Origin of the sequence: Streptomyces sp. NBC_01351, from assembly GCF_036237315.1 — a bacterium.
Classification (GTDB): domain Bacteria; phylum Actinomycetota; class Actinomycetes; order Streptomycetales; family Streptomycetaceae; genus Streptomyces.
Window position 1 is genome coordinate 1,799,600 of the sequence record NZ_CP108356.1, and the last position, 14,939, is coordinate 1,814,538.

Consider the following 14,939-nt stretch of genomic DNA (forward strand, 5'->3'; position numbering starts at 1 on the left):
GGGGCGGCGGCGTCCGGAGCCGGGCGGCCCGCGGCCCCCGTCACCGGTTCGGCGGGCACGCCGAGGAGTTCCGTACGGACGCAGGCGGCCAGCAGTTCGGGGCTCGGGTGGTCGAAGGCGGCGGTCACGGGCAGGGCGAGGCCGGTCGCCGCGTTGATCCGCGCGTGCAGGTCGACCAGGGCGATGGAGTCCAGGCCGAGTTCCTTGAAGGAGGTGCCGGCGACGACCACCGGTTCGATGTCGGGCCGGGCCTTGCGCAGGCACTCCGCGGTCTGCGAGCAGACCAGGTCGGTCAGGAGCCTGGTCTGCTCGCTCCCGGGAAGTGCGGCGAGCCGGTCGGCCAGCGCGGCCACGGCCTGCGAACCTCCCGGGCGCTCTTCACGGCGGCCCTCCGGGCGGCCATCCTGCAGGCCCTCTTCCGGGCCCCCTCGGCGTCCCTCTTGCAGGCCCTCTTCCGGGCCCTCTTGGCGGCCCTCCGGGCGGACCTCCGCGCCGGACAAGTCATCAGCGACAGGATCGAAGCCCGCGGACATCTGCACGCTCCCAGCTCGGTATCGATTGCCCCGGGTCAGTTCCGGCCACGGGGTGATCGCACGCTAGGTCGGCCCCGAAGGGCCGCGACACCCCTATCCCCCCAGGTGTTGACCCTGCCCGCCGACCGCCCGCGCCCCGCCCCGTCCGCCGGCCGCGGCGGCCGCGCGCGGCGAGATGCCTGCTCGGCCGGGGTGCGGGAAGGCCCCGGAGCGGTCAGGGGGGTGGTCGGTGTTCTCCGCGCGCTCCCCGGACGCCTTCAATGGCACGCACTGCCCAGGGCGCCGCCATCGGCGGGCCCGATGGCCGAAGAGACGGGTGGAGCATGACAGTTGCCGATGTGAGTGTCCGAGTGGCCGAACTGGGAGCGATCAAGGAGTCCGTGGAGCTGGGCCCGTCCGCGAGCGCCTCCGAGGCGCAGCACGCGCGCGGCAAGCTGACCGTGCGCGAGCGGCTGGACCTGCTGTTCGATCCGGGTACGTTCCGGGAGATCGAGCAGTTGCGCCGGCACCGCGCGTCGGGGTTCGGCCTGGAGGACCGCAGGCCGCACACCGACGGCGTGGTGACGGGCTGGGGCAAGGTCGACGGCCGGAAGGTGTTCGTGTACGCGCACGACTTCCGGATATTCGGCGGCTCGCTCGGCGAGGCGCACGCGCAGAAGATCCACAAGGTGATGGACCTCGCGGTGGCGGCGGGCGCTCCGCTGGTGTCGCTCAGCGACGGCGCGGGGGCCCGTATCCAGGAGGGCGTCACCGCGCTCGCCGGGTACGGCGGCATCTTCCGCCGCAACGTGGCCGCCTCCGGGGTGATCCCGCAGATCAGCGTGATGCTCGGGCCGTGCGCGGGCGGGGCGACGTACTCCCCCGCCCTGACGGACTACGTGTTCATGGTGCGGGACATCTCGCAGATGTACATCACCGGCCCCGACGTGGTGCAGGCGGTGACCGGCGAGAAGATCACGCACAACGACCTCGGCGGCGCACAGGTGCACTCCTCGGTCTCCGGGGCGAGCGCGTTCCTGTACGACACCGAGGAGGAGTGCCTCGAAGAGGTCCGGCACCTGCTGTCGCTGCTGCCGTCCAACAACCGCGAACTGCCGCCCTCCGTGCCCTGCGAGGACCCGGCGGACCGGCGCGGTGATGCCCTGGCCCACCTGGTGCCGGCCGACCCTGGCCGCTCGTACGACATGCGGGCGGTGATCGAGGAGATCGTCGACGACGCCGACCTGTTCGAGGTCCACGCCAACTGGGCGACCAACATCATCTGCGGTCTGGCCCGACTGGACGGCCACGTGGTGGGCATCGTCGCCAATCAGCCGGCCTCCCTCGCCGGGGTCCTGGACATCCACGCGGCGGAGAAGGCGGCGCGGTTCGTGCAGACCTGCGACGCCTTCGGCATCCCGCTGGTGACGCTGGTGGACGTGCCGGGCTTCCTGCCGGGCAGCGACCAGGAGCACAGCGGGGTCATCCGGCACGGCGCGAAGCTGCTGTACGCGTACTGCGCGGCCACCGTGCCCCGGGTGCAGGTGATCCTCCGCAAGGCCTACGGCGGCGCGTACATCGTCATGGACTCCCGCTCGATCGGCGCGGACCTGTCCTTCGCGTGGCCCACCAACGAGATCGCGGTGATGGGCGCGGAGGGCGCGGCCAACGTCGTCTTCCGCCGGGAGATCGCCGCCGCCGACGACCCGGAGGCGGCGCGCGCGCAGCGCGTCAAGCAGTACCGCCAGGAGCTCATGCACCCGTACTACGCCGCCGAGCGCGGGCTCGTCGACGACGTCATCGACCCGGCGACGACCCGGCAGGTGCTGGTGGACGCCCTGGACGTGCTGCGGGCCAAGCACGTGCCCCTGCCCGAACGCAAGCACGGCAACCCGCCGTTCTGACCCGTCCGACCACCGTCACCGTAAAGGAGCACGCCCGATGAGCGAGCGGGCCGAACCCGACATGAGGATCGTGCGCGGCGCCCCGGACGGCACGGAACTCGCCGCCGTCCTCCTCGTGCTGCTCTCCACCGCCCGGGGCCGGGCCGAGGCCGAGGCCGAGGAGCAGGCCGTGCCCCGGCCCCGGGCCGGCTGGGGTCCCGCGCGGGGCTGGCGCCCGCCGGGCACCTGGACCGCCCCGTGAACCGACTACGTAAGGACACCGACCACACATGAACGGTACGACCACGACCGTGCGGGCGCCGAGTGCCTGGCTGCGCCGTTTCCACCCGGCCGATGAGGCGGCGGTGAGGCTGTTCTGCTTCCCGCACGCGGGAGGCTCGGCCAGCTACTACTTCCCCGTCTCCCGGGCCCTGTCCCCCGCGGCCGACGTGGTGGCGGTCCAGTACCCGGGCCGCCAGGACCGACGCACCGAACCGTGCGTGGACGACGTACGCCGCCTCGCGGACCTGGTCGTGGCCGAGCTGCGGCCCTGGTGCGACCGCCCGGTGGCCCTGTTCGGGCACAGCCTGGGCGCGACCCTCGGCTTCGAGGTGGCGCTGCGGCTGGAGGCGGCCGGCATCACTCCGAAGGCCCTGTTCGCCTCGGGGCGCCGGGCCCCGTCCCGCCACCGGGAGAACGAGCGGGTCCACCTCGCCCCCGACGAGAGGCTGTTGGCCACGATCCAGAAGATGAGCGGTACGGACCCGGCGGTCCTGGCCGACGAGGAACTGCTGCGCTCGGTGCTGCCGGCCATCCGCGGCGACTACAAGGCCGCGGAGACCTACCGGTACCTCCCGGGCCCGGCGCTGGCCTGCCCGATCGTGGTCCTCAACGGGGACAGCGACCCGGAGGTCACCGCCGAGGAGGCCGAGGGCTGGACCGCGCACACCGACGGCCCCTGCTCCTTCCGCACCTTCACCGGCGGGCACTTCTATCTCAACGCGCACGCCGCCGAGGTGATCGCGCTGGTGCGCGAGCGCATCGCGTAGCGGGGCCCGAACGGCACGCGTCGAAAGGTCCGGCCACCCCGATCGGGCGGCCGGACCTTCGGACATCGGTGCTCAGAGCTCGGTACTCGGTACTCGGTACTCGGAGCCCGGAGTTCGGAGCCCGGAGTTCGGAGCCCGGAGCTCGGAGCCCGGAGCTCGGAGCCCGGAGCTCGGTACTCGGAGCCCGGTACTCAGAGCTTGACGCGCGTCCCGTCTGCCGGGATCTCCGCCCCCCGCGCGCACACCTCGCGGTGGGCGTCCGAGCGCGGATCCGCCATCGGGTTGGTGTTGTTGAGGTGCGTGTACGCCCACCTCGCGCCCGGCCGCTCCGCCCGCAGCCGCCGGATGTGCTCCAGGCTCCCGCCGGCCCCGGTCACCGGCAGGTGGCCCATCGCCGCCTGGGCGGCGCCCGCACCGGCCGCGCCCGTGGCCCCGCCGAACTCCGCCGCCGAGTGGAAGGTCCCGTCGAGCAGTACGTACCCGGCGCCGGCCGTGAACTCGTCGAAGCCGGGCGGCCAGGAGGCCAGGCACGGCGCGTACACGAAGGCCCCGCCGGTCGCCGGGTCCTCGAAGCGGTAGGCGACCACCCAGGGGCCGCTCGCCCCGGGCAGCGCACGCGCGTACTTGGGCCGCTTGTCGCCGACCTCGAAGACGCTGACCAGCAGCCCGCCCACCTCCTGCCGCGCGGCGGTCTCCGACCACTCCCAGCCGCTGTATCCGCCGAGGATCCCCCGTACCGGGAAGCCTGCGTCCAGCGCCCCGAGCACCGCCCGCGGCGCCCGCACCCGCAGGCCGGCCCCTTCGCGGAGCATCATCAGGCCCAGCGTGTGGTCGAGTTCGGCGTCGGTGAGCAGCACTCCGCGCACGGGTGTCTCGCGCGGTCCTGGGCCGGCCGCCAGCTCGGGGGTGGCGAGGATCTGCGCGCGGATGTCGGGCGAGGCGTTGACCAGGTACCAGTCCGTGCCGTCGGCGCTGACCGCGATCCCGTCCTGGGTCCGCGCGGGCGCGCCCGACACGCAGACCGGGCAGGCGCAGTTCCATTGCGGGCAGCCGCCGCCGGCGGCGGTGCCGAGCAGCACGATCCTCATCGGCGTGCCGCCACCACCGGTCCGCGCATCACCAGCGCGGGCGGCTCGGCTCCCGGGGTGGCCAACAGCAGGTCGACCAGGCCGCGTTGCTCCGACTTGGAGCAGACGGGGTCGGTGGCGGCCGCGTCCCCGGTCAGCAGGAAGGCCTGGCAGCGGCAGCCTCCGTGGTCGACGGAGCGCCGGTCGCAGCTGCGGCAGGGGTCGGGCATCCACTCCTCGCCGCGATAGGCGTTGAAGGAGCTGGACTCGTACCAGATCTCGGTCAGCGGCCGCTCGGCGACGTTGTCGAGGTCCAGGGTGGTGATCGCGCCGGCCGCCGGGCAGGGCAGTACGGTCCCGTCGGGGGCGACGGTCAGCTGGAGCGCGCCCCACCCGTGCATGCACGGTTTGGGGTACGGCTCGTAGTAGTCGGCGAGCACGTACACGATCTCCATCGTGCCCTTCAGCCGCTCCATGGCGGCCCGGACGATCGGTTCGGCCGCCGCGAGCTGCTCGGGGGTGGGCATCAGGGCGGCCCGGTTGCGCAGCGCCCAGCCGTAGTACTGGGTGTTGGCGAGCTCCAGCCGGTCCGCGCCCATGCTCTCGGCCAGCTCGATGAGGCCCTCGAGCTGGTCGTGGTTGGCACGGTGCAGTACGGCGTTGACGGTCAGCGGCAGGCCCTGCGCGCGGATCAGCCGAGCCGCGGCGATCTTGTGGTGGTGGGCCCTGGCCCCGGCGAGCAGGTCCGCCCGCGCCGCGTCCGCGCCCTGCACGGACAGCTGTACGTTGTCCAGCCCGCGCTCGACGAGGTCCGCGAGCCGGGCTTCGGTGAGACCGAGGCCGCTGGTGACGAGGTTGACGTAGCAGCCGAGGCCGCTGACGTGCGAGACGAGCTCGGGCAGATCGGGGCGGGCCAGCGGCTCGCCGCCGGACAGGTGCACCTGGAGCACGCCGATCTCGCGCGCCTCCGTGAACACCCGCTTCCATTGCTCGGTGCTCAACTCCTTCTCCCGCTCGATGAGTTCGAGCGGGTTGGAACAGTAGGCGCAGTGCAGCGGGCAGCGGTGCGTGAGCTCGGCGAGCAGCCCGAGCGGCGGCGCCGCGGCAGCCTTCCGGTCGGGCGTCAGATCCATCGCACGACCCCGCTCTCGGTCAGCCGGTCCAGCACGCTGTCGACCTCTTCCTCGCGCACCCCGGCGTACGTGCTGCCGAGCGCCACCGTGATCTGCGGGACCGTCGCGGCCCCGTCGCAGAGTTCGAGCACCGAGACGGCGGTGCGGTTGGGCACCAGCACCCCCTCGGGGTGGAGCACGACATGGGTCTGCCGCGTCCTGTCGTAGATGAGCCGCACTCCGCGGCCGAGCACGGGCCTGTCCACGGCCACTCCTTCGTACGGGGGTACCACGGGTCCTGGGGGTTCCAACGGTTCGGGCCGCTCTACTCGCCTACGGCGGCGGCTCGCTCGATCGCGTCGAGCATCTGCCACAGCACTTCGGTCTTGAAGCGGAGCGCGGCCACGGCCGCGTCCTGCTGCTCGCGCGTCACGCAGTGCCGGACGACGATGTCCAGGGTGCCCTTGCCCTCGCCGGACACGGCCTCGATCCGGTCCGTGAAGTAGGCCAGGTGCTCGGGGCGGATCCAGTCGTAGTGGGCCAGCATGTCGGTGACCCTGCGGGTCATCAGGTGACCGGCGAACATCTCGGTCAGCCCGGAGGCGATGGCCTCCCACCACGGCCGGGTGCGGGCGAAGTTCACGTACGCGTCGACCGCGAACCGTACGCCCGGCACAACGTGCCGCTCGTCGACGACCTCGTCGCGGCTCAGCCCGACGGCCTCGCACAGCCGCAGCCAGCGCTCGATGCCGCCCTCGTCGTGCGCGGTCCCGTCGTGGTAGGCGAGGCGGTCCACCCAGGCGCGCCGGATCTCGGGCAGCGGGCAGTTGCTGATGATCGCCGCGTCCTTCTGCGGCAGCATCCGCTGGTAGTACCACCGGTTGGCGGCCCACAGCCGCAGCGCCCGCCGGTCGAGGCCGCCGTCGTGGAGCCGGCGGTGGAAGGGGTGGGAGCCCCAGTAGGAGGAGGAGAGCCCGCGCAGGACGCCGATGAACTCGGCCTCGCCCAGCGCTGCCGCCCTGTCCGTGGTGATTGCCGTCATGTCATCTCCCGCCACGGCGGGAGTCCGTCATCCGGACTCCCGCCCGCCGACCGTCGGTTCACTTCTCCAGACGCGCGGCGTACGCGGTGACCTCGAAGGCCGTCTCGTACGCGACGAAGTCCGGGGTGGTCCACATCTCGGTGGTGGTCTCGGTGACCTCAGCCATGGCCATGCTCCTTCGCTCGGTGCCCATCGTTCCGCCAGGAACCTACGGCCCGCCCGCGGCGCCGCAGATCCCCTAACCGCCCCTAACCACGCACGATCACCCCTTCGGCCTGCGTCAAGGAGTGAAACCCGAACGGCTGTAACGCGTTAGAGGCATGGGCCGACCGACCGCCCGCGACGCAGTCGAACGTACGAGGAGCACGATGACCAGCACGACGACGAACCCGATGCCCGCCGGCCGAGGCCGGATGAAGCTGGCGGCCAGATGCCGGCTCGCAACGGAGGCCCCCGCCTTCGGGATCGTCGTCTTCTGCGCGATCCTGTTCAACGCGGCGCTGATGGGCCTGGAGACGTACAGCGGTCTCGCCGCGGAGTACCAGGGGGCGCTGGGCGCCGCGGAGGGCTGCTGCCTGACCCTGTTCACGCTGGAGATCCTGCTGCGGATGGCCGCGCACGCCGACCAGCCGAAAGCATTCTTCCGCGACCCGTGGAACCTCTTCGACCTCGTGGTCGTGGCTTCCGCCTTCGTGCCGTTCGTCCGCGAGAACGCGACCATCCTGCGGCTCCTGCGCCTGGCCCGCGTCCTGCGCACGGCACGCTTCCTCCCGCATCTGCGCATCCTGCTGATCGCCGTGGGCCGCAGCCTGCCGGGCACCGTCAGCTTCCTGTTCATCGGTGCGCTGGTGGTGTACGTGTACGCCATGATCGGCTGGATCTGCTTCGCGGAGGCCGACCCCGAGCACTACGGCTCGGTCGGCCGCGCGGGGCTCACCCTCTTCCTGCTGACCACCCTCGACGGGCTCACGGACGCGGTGCGCGCGGGGCTGCAGATCTCCCGGCTGAGCATCATCTACTACGCCTCGTACGCACTGTTCGCCTCCTTCGTCCTGGTGAACGTCCTGATCGGCGTGGTCCTCAACTCCCTCGACGAGGCCCGCGAGATCGAGGACGAGGCGAACCGGATCCCGGCGCAGGGCGGCACGGACGGCACGGACCTCAAGGAGCGCATCGCGACGGCCCGCCGCGCGCTGGACGAGATCGAGGCGAACCTCCCCACCGAGGCGGCCGGCCGGCCGGAACGGCAGCTGGAGGCCTCACACGCCGGATCCTGAGCCTTCCCCCTCCGGGTCGCGGAGGGCGATGTTCCAGGTGCCGTCCGAGTGCCGTTCGACGGTCCAGCGGTCCGGCTCGCCGGAAGACGGGAGTTCGGCGTCCGTGTTCGCTTCGAAGGTCACGCCGTCGAAGCGAACAGAGCCCTGGAACTCCGCGAAGTCGAAGGCCACGGGCCCTTTGAACACGGCTCCGGTCGCCAGCAGTCCACGTTCCCAGACCGCTTGGGTGAAGAGGACGGGACCGGAGAAGACGATTCCGTGCAGTGCTGTCACATCGCGAAATGTCGTGCCGGTGAAGTCTGCCGGCCCCGTGACCCGGGCCTCGTTCATGACCGATGCCTCCTCGAACACCGCATGCTCGAAAGAGACTTCGTCACCGAAGACGGCGGCCCCGAATCCGGTGGTGTCGCTGAACACGGTCCGCCTGAACGCGGCCGCGCGCTGGAAGCTGCAACGAGTGAAGATCGCGTCGTTCTGGAACACGGCGCCGTCGAAGGAGGCCGGCCCCCCGAACGCGGCGCCGGAGAACAGGGCCGGCCCCGAGAAGACGGCGCGGTCGAAGGAGGCGCGGCCCCAGAAGACGGTCCCGGTCGAGGTCCAGTCGTTCACGAAGTGCGCGCGGTCGAAGGCCGCCGGGCCCAGGTCGACGCGTCGCGATTCCGGCTCCTGCACCGCCTGGAACAGCAGCTGGAGCAGGCCGGAATCGAAGGTCGTGCCGCGGAAGTCCACAGGTGACCGCGGCCCGAGTGTGCCGAGGTAGGCGTCCCGCTCCCGGTGCTGCAGATGGGCCAGGCACAGGTCGTATCCGGGCACCCGGATGCCGATGCACCCCCGTCTGTCGCCCTCCACCGCGAGGACACCACAGTGCGGCCATCCCGGACCCTCGCTCCTGGCCTTGCCCGCCTCGGCCATCGCGTAGCCCAGGTCGACCGGGTCGCCCGTGTAGAACCAGGTTTCCGGATCGCCTCCGAGACGTGCGAGGTCGCCCGGGCGGAGACCGGGCGGCAGGGCCGGACCGAGCAGCCCGTCGAGTTCCCCGTACAGGAAGTCGGACAAGAGGAAGTGCAACCGGCCGGGCGCTCCCGGCACCCGCTCGTCGTCCTCCGCCTGCCAGAACTGGCGGGCGGCCGCCACCGCGGCCTGTCCGTCCTCGAAGGCCGCCTCCCCCGTGCTCGCCACCACGTCGAGACCCGTGATCCACGGTGTGCGCGCGCCGAGGAACGCTTCGCCCCTGGCAGGCAGTGCGGACAGGATCCGCCCGGCTTTGACGAGGGCGCCCGGTCCGTCCACCGCCAGGAGCAGGACGTCGTCGGGGCCTGCGATCAGCCGGCCGGTGGCCCCGCTGTCACGCAGCAGCTCCTCCAGGAGACCGGCGACCTCCGCCCCCGCGTCGTACCGGCCCTCGGTCCCGCCCTCAGACCGCCGTGCGCGGGCCCCCACCGCCAGGCACACCCAACTTTCCGGATACCCGGCTTCCCCGGGGCCGGGCAGCAAGTGCTCCGCCATCACCGCTTGGAAGCCGGACTGCTCCAGCAGCGCGTGGGCCGACAGGAACACCATGCGGTCCGGCCAGACTCCGTGCACGACCCCGACCAGTACTCCGTCGCGGGAGACGGGCCCGCCCCGAAAGTGCGTCCAATTCTCCGGCTCGGTGGAGAGCCCTACGAGCTCGCCGTTGCGGGCTCCCTCGTCCTGGAGCACCTCGCCCGTCAGTGCGACCGGGTCCCCCTGGTCGGTGAAGCCGTCGACGCGGACCCGCTCCGGCGCCGCCCTACCGAACGCCCGGCGCAAGGTGCCCGACCAGGCGGCGGGGTCCACCACGTCCTCGTCCGCCAGCAGCAGGAACACCCGGGGCAGTGCCTCGTCCCCCCAGAGCGGTCGGCAGGGGATCTCCCGGCCGCCGGGCACCCGGACCCAGGCGACCGTGTTCCGGGCAAGCAGGTCGTCCCCGACCGTGAGCACCAGCCTCGGCGCCAGCAGCGTGCCCACCTCCTGCGGCTCCGCCAGCGTGTCGTACCGGACGCGGACCACCCGGTCGGCCAGTCCCCGCTCCGGCGGGCCGGGCTCCGACAGGGCCGGCCGCGGACGTGCCGCGAACGGCAAGGCCTCGTCCGGGACCAGGCGGCGGCCCTCCCGCCCGTTCGTGACGCGGGTCGCGGAGAAGTCCGGTCCGGGGCCCCGGTTGCGGGACATGTACTCCCAGACGCGGCGGCGTACGAGCTCCCGTACGGCGGCCACCTCCCCGCGCAGCTGAGAGCCGAGCAGTGCCTCCCGTACGCCCGGCAGGAACTCGAACTCCACCTCCTCGGCGGCCTGTTCCGGGCCCCACGGCTCGAAGAGCCCGCCGAGGGCGACCTCCGCGAGGTGGCCGTGTTCCGAGTCGCGGAGCAGGGAGCGGCGTACCAGGGTCATCACGGGCAGGGTCAGCGGTACGGCGGCGAGGTGCGCGGCCAGCTGCTGGGCGGTCGGGGAGGCGTTCTCACGGAAGCGTTCGACGGCCTCCAGGCCGGTGGCGGCACCGCCTGGGTCGGAGTCGGCCGGCGGCGCCGCGTACCCCGGTTCCGCGTCCAGGCTCAGGCAGGCCAGCCGCCGCCACCGGCCGTCCCCGGACACCACGCGCAGCAGCCGGGCCAGGCTCGCCGAGGCGAGGCCGACGACGGGGACCACGGGGGCCGTGGGGGCCGTCGGGGCCGTGGGGACGACGGGATCGACGCCCCCGGACGGGCGCCGGCGCCGGGCGCGCCGGGCGGCCGGTAACCGCTGCCAGGAGCGGGTGGCGGCGGCCGGGCGGTCCGCGCGCACGGCGTAGGCGGCGGGGCGGACGGCGCCGCGGGTCCAGAGCCGTTCGGGCAGCACGTTCAGCACGGCCACGGCGTTGTGCGCGCTCCAGTGCCGCAGCACGCCCTGGAGCGGGGCTTCGCGCCAGCCGCCGGCCACGGTGTCGGAGAGCACGAGGAACAGTCGGCGGCCCGCCGGGTCGGCCAGTTCGAGGGGGTTGCGGGGCGGGCCGCCCCGGCCGCGGGTCAGCATGGGGGTGGCGCCGGAGCCGGTGCCGGTCAGCTGCCAGGTCCGTACGTCCCGGAACACCCCGCTCCGGGTCAGGACGCGGCGCAGCTCGTCCACGAGGTCCGCCCAGAGCAGCATCGAGTGGTGCGTGTCGACGACGAGGGCCAGGTCCAGCCAGCGGCTCTCGGCGGGCCGCAGCACCGGGGTGGGCACCATGCGCTCGATGCTGCGTTCCACGGTGAGCTGCTCGTCCAGTTCCTCCCCGGGCCCGCCGATGGAGCGCCTGCCGAGGGGGCGCAGGGAGCGCATCAGGGCGAGCGGGTCGTCGAGGGAGCCGGCGCGGGGCAGCCGCAGGGGCGTGCCGCGGCGGCCTCCGGTCGCGTCCGCGGGCTTCCCGGCCGCCGCGGACACCCGTACGGCGGCCGGGTACAGCTCCACGGCCGGCTCCGCACCGCCGGAACCGCCGCCGGGGGCCGGTCCCGGCTCCGGCGGCGCGGGTTCGTCGGCCGGCTGCTCCTCGCCCCCGGGCCCGGCGGGCGGGGTCCCGGGCGTGCGGGCGCCCGCCGGGTCCACCCGGGCCGCGAGCCACAGGATGTCGGCGATCTCCTCGACCCCGGCGCCGGGGCGCGGACCGGAGTCCTCGACGCCGTCGGCGAAGGCGGCGAGCAGCTTCTCGATCACGCCGTCGGCCCGGTCAGGTGCTGCATGACGGTGGCGAGGAAGCGCTCGCGGTCGTCGGGGGCCGACCAGGCTCCGGAGAGCCGGAGTTGGATGGCGTTGAGGAGTTGGTCGGTGGCCAGGTCGCCGTCCTCGGCGCGGTCGAGGAAGGACCGGACGAGTTCCCGGTACTCCTCGTTGCCCTCGATGTCGACGCCGAGGCGGCGGCGCACGATGCGGGCGAGCTTCTTCGGTCCGGGAGCGTCCAGGTGGAGGCGGACGCAGCGGCGCAGGAAGGCGGGCGGGAAGTCGCGTTCGCCGTTGCTGGTGAGGACGACCACGGGGAAGTACCGGCACTGGACACGGCCTTGGGTGATGCACACGGCGGCGTCGGGGTCGTCGTCGGTGCCGATGGCGACGGTGGGGTCCTCCTTGGCGAGGCGGGCGAGTTCGGGGATGTCGAAGCCGCCGTCCTCGAAGACGGTGAGGAGGTCGCCGGGGAGGTCGATGTCGCTCTTGTCGATCTCGTCGACAAGCAGCACGCGGGGGCGGTCCTGCGGGAGGAGGGCGGTGCCGAGCGGGCCGAGGCGCAGATAGCGGGAGATGGACGGGGCGTTGGCGACGGCGGTGGCGGGGTCGGGGACCTCTGCAGGAGGCGGCAGGGGGGTGCCCGGCGGGCGCAGCTGTTCCAGTCCGGCCTCCTGGAGGCGCCCGATGGCGTCGTACAGGTAGAGCCCGTCGCGCAGCACGGTCCGGCTGGTGATCGGCCAGTGCAGTACGGGGCCCAGGCCCAGGTCGCTGGCGATGCTGTAGGCGAGGGTGGACTTGCCGACGCCCGGCTTCCCCGTGACGAGCAGCGGCCTGCGCAGGTGCAGTGCCGTGTTGACGACGTCCTTCTCCGGCTCGTCGGGTACGTAACCCTCCCCGCGCCCCCGGGTCCGCTCCCAGGCCGGGCCCTCGCAGCCGGGCGGCACGTACCCGGGATCCGGGACACCGGTGAAGTCCCGCCAGGGCGGCGGGGATCCGGCCTCCAGGCGGGCACGCCGGTCCGCGCCCTCACCGGTCCCGTGGTACAGCCACCAGTCCTTCACCACTGCCTCTGCCTCCATCGTCGTGTCGCCGTCTGTCCGTGGTCGCGGGTCGGAGTCGGGTTCGGGGATCGGGATCAGGGATCAGGGATCAGGGATCAGGAGAAGTCAGGGATCGGGTGGGCAGGCCAGGGAGCGGAGGCCCGGCACGTCGTCGGGATCGTCCCACAAGAGCACCAACCGGTCTTCCCCTGAGGGCAGTTGCCCGGGGCGCACGATTCCCCCGGCCGCTCCCCCGCCCACTCCGGCGGCCGCCCGGCGCACCTCCCGTACCCGCGCGGGCAGGTCGAGTACGTCGAGCTCCCCGGGGTCGGGACGGCCGTCGGGTCCGGCCGGGGCGAGCAGGTCGAGGAGTGCGGGCGCCGGTGCGCCGCCGCCGCGCCGCCAGACCGCCACCGGGACGCCCCCTTCGAGTACGGCCTCCAGCAGCCCTTCGTGCGGGGCGGTCGTGGTGTGGGCCAGGACGCAGGCGGGCGCCGGGCCCCCCGCGAGCTCCAGCCCGAGGGTGTCCGTGGCCGCCTCGGCGTCCCCGACGACCCGGACGGCTTCGGGGTGCCGGCCGCCCCGGGTGCACAGCCAGCGCCACTTGGTGTGCCACTCGGCGCGGGTGTCGGCCCGTTCCTCCGGGCAGCGCACCACGACCTGGTAGAGCAGGCCGAGGGCCCGGCGGCGGCGCGCCGGGCCGCGCGGCACGGGCCACTGGTCGAAGTCGGCGTCCAGCAGTTCGTACGGGACGTGGAACTCGATCCGGTCCACGGCCGCGTACGGCTGCCCGGGCGCGGGATCGCCCGCCCGGGCCCCGCCGAGCAGGGCGAGCTGCCGGACGAGTTCCTCGCGTACGGCGTCCAGCGCGAGCGGCGCGCCCTCCGACTCCCACACCTGCCGGGTCCCGTCCGCGCGCAGCCACATCCGGACCAGGAACCCGTCCTCGCCGCCCGGCGGTACGTCCAGCCGGACGTCCAGGACGGTCCGGGGCGCCGGGCTCGGGGGCGGCGGCAGCACGGGCAGGGCCAGCCGCGCGCGGGTGTCGCGCACCCACTCCAGCAGCCGGGCCGCCCAGTCCGGGTCGAGCGCGGTGGCCCGGTCCGCGAGGAAGCGTACGAAGGGCACGGCCAGCGGCATCGCGGTGCTGCCGGCACCCGCGCCTTGGCGCTCGTCCAGGTCCTGGACCACGTCGAGCAGGGTGTCCCCGGGCAGGCCGCCGCCCACCGGGGTGGTGCACCCGGCGGCCTTGAACGCCCACGCGTACGCCTCGTGGGCATGGCGCGGCAGGACGTGGCCCGCGAAGAGGGGGCCGAGCCCGTCCCAGGCGGCCTGGTCGAGGCGGGTCGCCCGGGGCGGGGCGGGCCGGGGCGGGGCGGATCCGGGCAGGTCCTCGTCGAGGAAGGAGCAGGCGTCCCAGTCCCGGTCGACGAGGAACTGCGGCAGCTGCGAGCCCCCGCCGCGCTCCCGTTCCTCCCTGAAGGTGCGGTGGATGGTGCGGGCGGAGGCGGCGAGCCCGGTGACGCCCTCCAGCACGGACCGCTGCCCGAGTTCCGTGAGCAGGGCCTCGGTGAAGCGGCCGGCCTCGCGTTCGGCGTTGTTCTCCGCGGTCTCGCCCTTGCTGGAGGCGTAGAGCCGGAACTGGCGCCGGCCGGGGACCGAACTCCCGCCCCCGTAGTCGATGTTGACGAAGTTCAGGCGGGATGCGCGGGGCACGTCGACCCGGCAGGCGTCGACGAGCGCGGCCTGGAGGGGGAACCGGCGGTGGGCGACGAGGTCGGTGCGCCACCAGCGCAGTGCCGAGTCGAGGTTGAGGTGGCGGATGTCGGTGGAACGGGCGTCGCTGCAGGGGAGCATGAGCTCGTCGCGGGGCCCGAGGAAGCCGTGTCCGGCCCAGAAGATCCAGAGCAGGTCGCCGTCGCGCTTCGGGAGTTCGTCGAACAGTGCCGTTCTCATGTTGCCCTCGGTGGCCGGCTGGTGCGCCGCGCGCAGGACGTCCATGGGCGGGGAGTCGGGCCAGGCGAGGGTGTCCGGCTCGTCGATCGGGGACAGCAGCAGCCGGACGTTGTCGGGCGGCACCTGCGCGGGACCGGTCAGCCAGTGCGCGAAGCGCAGGGCGTCGCGGGCCGGGCCGCGCAGGTTCCAGCCCGGGCCGAGGGCATAGCGCTCGACCCCGGCGATCAGCGCGAAGGTGCGCCGGGGCCCGAGGCCCGGCGGCAGGGGTCCCGGCCCCACCGGGAACGGTCCGGGCGCCGCCCCAAGCG

General features: G+C 73.6%; 12 protein-coding genes and 1 pseudogene. 4 read left to right on the top strand and 9 right to left on the bottom strand.

What is annotated here, in order from left to right; all coding sequences use genetic code 11:
- Nucleotides 1-137: 137 nt before the first annotated feature.
- A pseudogene (locus OG625_RS41420) lies at nucleotides 138-533 on the bottom strand (phosphopantetheine-binding protein); the annotation flags it as partial.
- Between the two features lie 323 nt (nucleotides 534-856).
- On the opposite strand from OG625_RS41420, the gene OG625_RS08130 reads away from it, so the two are divergent.
- From OG625_RS08130 to OG625_RS08140, 3 genes are read left to right on the top strand one after another with little or no spacing between them, the layout of a single operon-like run.
- Entirely contained in the window at nucleotides 857-2,416 is a 1,560-nt protein-coding gene (locus tag OG625_RS08130; RefSeq protein ID WP_329377777.1) for an acyl-CoA carboxylase subunit beta, read from the top strand.
- Between the two features lie 37 nt (nucleotides 2,417-2,453).
- A complete protein-coding gene (locus OG625_RS08135; protein WP_329377779.1) occupies nucleotides 2,454-2,657 on the top strand; it encodes an acyl-CoA carboxylase epsilon subunit in 204 nt (67 codons plus the stop codon).
- A gap of 28 nt (nucleotides 2,658-2,685) precedes the next feature.
- Nucleotides 2,686-3,444 carry a thioesterase II family protein gene (locus tag OG625_RS08140; protein ID WP_329377782.1) on the top strand — a complete coding sequence of 253 codons (759 nt, stop codon included), beginning with the start codon at nucleotides 2,686-2,688 and terminating at the stop codon, nucleotides 3,442-3,444.
- Nucleotides 3,445-3,635: 191 nt separating this feature from the next.
- On the opposite strand, the gene pqqB is transcribed toward OG625_RS08140, so the two are convergent.
- Genes pqqB through pqqA form a run of 5 tightly spaced genes read right to left on the bottom strand, consistent with a single transcriptional unit; the run spans nucleotide 3,636 to nucleotide 6,831 of the window.
- Nucleotides 3,636-4,532 carry a pyrroloquinoline quinone biosynthesis protein PqqB gene (gene pqqB, locus OG625_RS08145; RefSeq protein WP_329377784.1) on the bottom strand — a complete coding sequence of 299 codons (897 nt, stop codon included), beginning with the start codon at nucleotides 4,530-4,532 and terminating at the stop codon, nucleotides 3,636-3,638.
- Nucleotides 4,529-5,644 (bottom strand): pyrroloquinoline quinone biosynthesis protein PqqE, encoded by a 1,116-nt coding sequence (gene pqqE / locus OG625_RS08150; RefSeq protein ID WP_329377785.1) that lies wholly within the window; start codon nucleotides 5,642-5,644, stop codon nucleotides 4,529-4,531. Before pqqE ends, pqqB begins: the two co-directional genes overlap by 4 nt.
- Nucleotides 5,635-5,889 carry a pyrroloquinoline quinone biosynthesis peptide chaperone PqqD gene (gene pqqD, locus OG625_RS08155; RefSeq protein ID WP_329377787.1) on the bottom strand — a complete coding sequence of 85 codons (255 nt, stop codon included), beginning with the start codon at nucleotides 5,887-5,889 and terminating at the stop codon, nucleotides 5,635-5,637. Before pqqD ends, pqqE begins: the two co-directional genes overlap by 10 nt.
- 59 nt (nucleotides 5,890-5,948) lie before the next feature.
- On the bottom strand, nucleotides 5,949-6,665 hold the full coding sequence (gene pqqC / locus OG625_RS08160) for a pyrroloquinoline-quinone synthase PqqC (protein WP_329377789.1): 717 nt from the start codon (nucleotides 6,663-6,665) through the stop codon (nucleotides 5,949-5,951).
- A 58-nt stretch (nucleotides 6,666-6,723) separates the two neighbouring features.
- Nucleotides 6,724-6,831 (bottom strand): pyrroloquinoline quinone precursor peptide PqqA, encoded by a 108-nt coding sequence (gene pqqA / locus OG625_RS08165; RefSeq protein WP_329377791.1) that lies wholly within the window; start codon nucleotides 6,829-6,831, stop codon nucleotides 6,724-6,726.
- A 202-nt stretch (nucleotides 6,832-7,033) separates the two neighbouring features.
- Between pqqA and OG625_RS08170 the strand changes: the two genes are divergently transcribed.
- On the top strand, nucleotides 7,034-7,942 hold the full coding sequence (locus OG625_RS08170) for an ion transporter (RefSeq protein ID WP_329377793.1): 909 nt from the start codon (nucleotides 7,034-7,036) through the stop codon (nucleotides 7,940-7,942).
- Here the strand turns inward: OG625_RS08170 and OG625_RS08175 are convergent.
- From OG625_RS08175 to OG625_RS08185, 3 genes are all read right to left on the bottom strand, one after another.
- Nucleotides 7,925-11,629: a pentapeptide repeat-containing protein gene (locus tag OG625_RS08175; protein WP_329377795.1), complete on the bottom strand. Its 3,705-nt coding sequence runs from the start codon at nucleotides 11,627-11,629 to the stop codon at nucleotides 7,925-7,927. The genes OG625_RS08170 and OG625_RS08175 overlap by 18 nt on opposite strands.
- Nucleotides 11,626-12,714: an AAA family ATPase gene (locus OG625_RS08180; RefSeq protein ID WP_329377797.1), complete on the bottom strand. Its 1,089-nt coding sequence runs from the start codon at nucleotides 12,712-12,714 to the stop codon at nucleotides 11,626-11,628. The genes OG625_RS08175 and OG625_RS08180 overlap by 4 nt, the downstream gene beginning before the upstream one ends.
- An 87-nt stretch (nucleotides 12,715-12,801) precedes the next feature.
- Nucleotides 12,802-14,910 (bottom strand): VMAP-C domain-containing protein, encoded by a 2,109-nt coding sequence (locus OG625_RS08185; protein WP_329377799.1) that lies wholly within the window; start codon nucleotides 14,908-14,910, stop codon nucleotides 12,802-12,804.
- Between the last annotated feature and the right edge of the window lie 29 nt (nucleotides 14,911-14,939).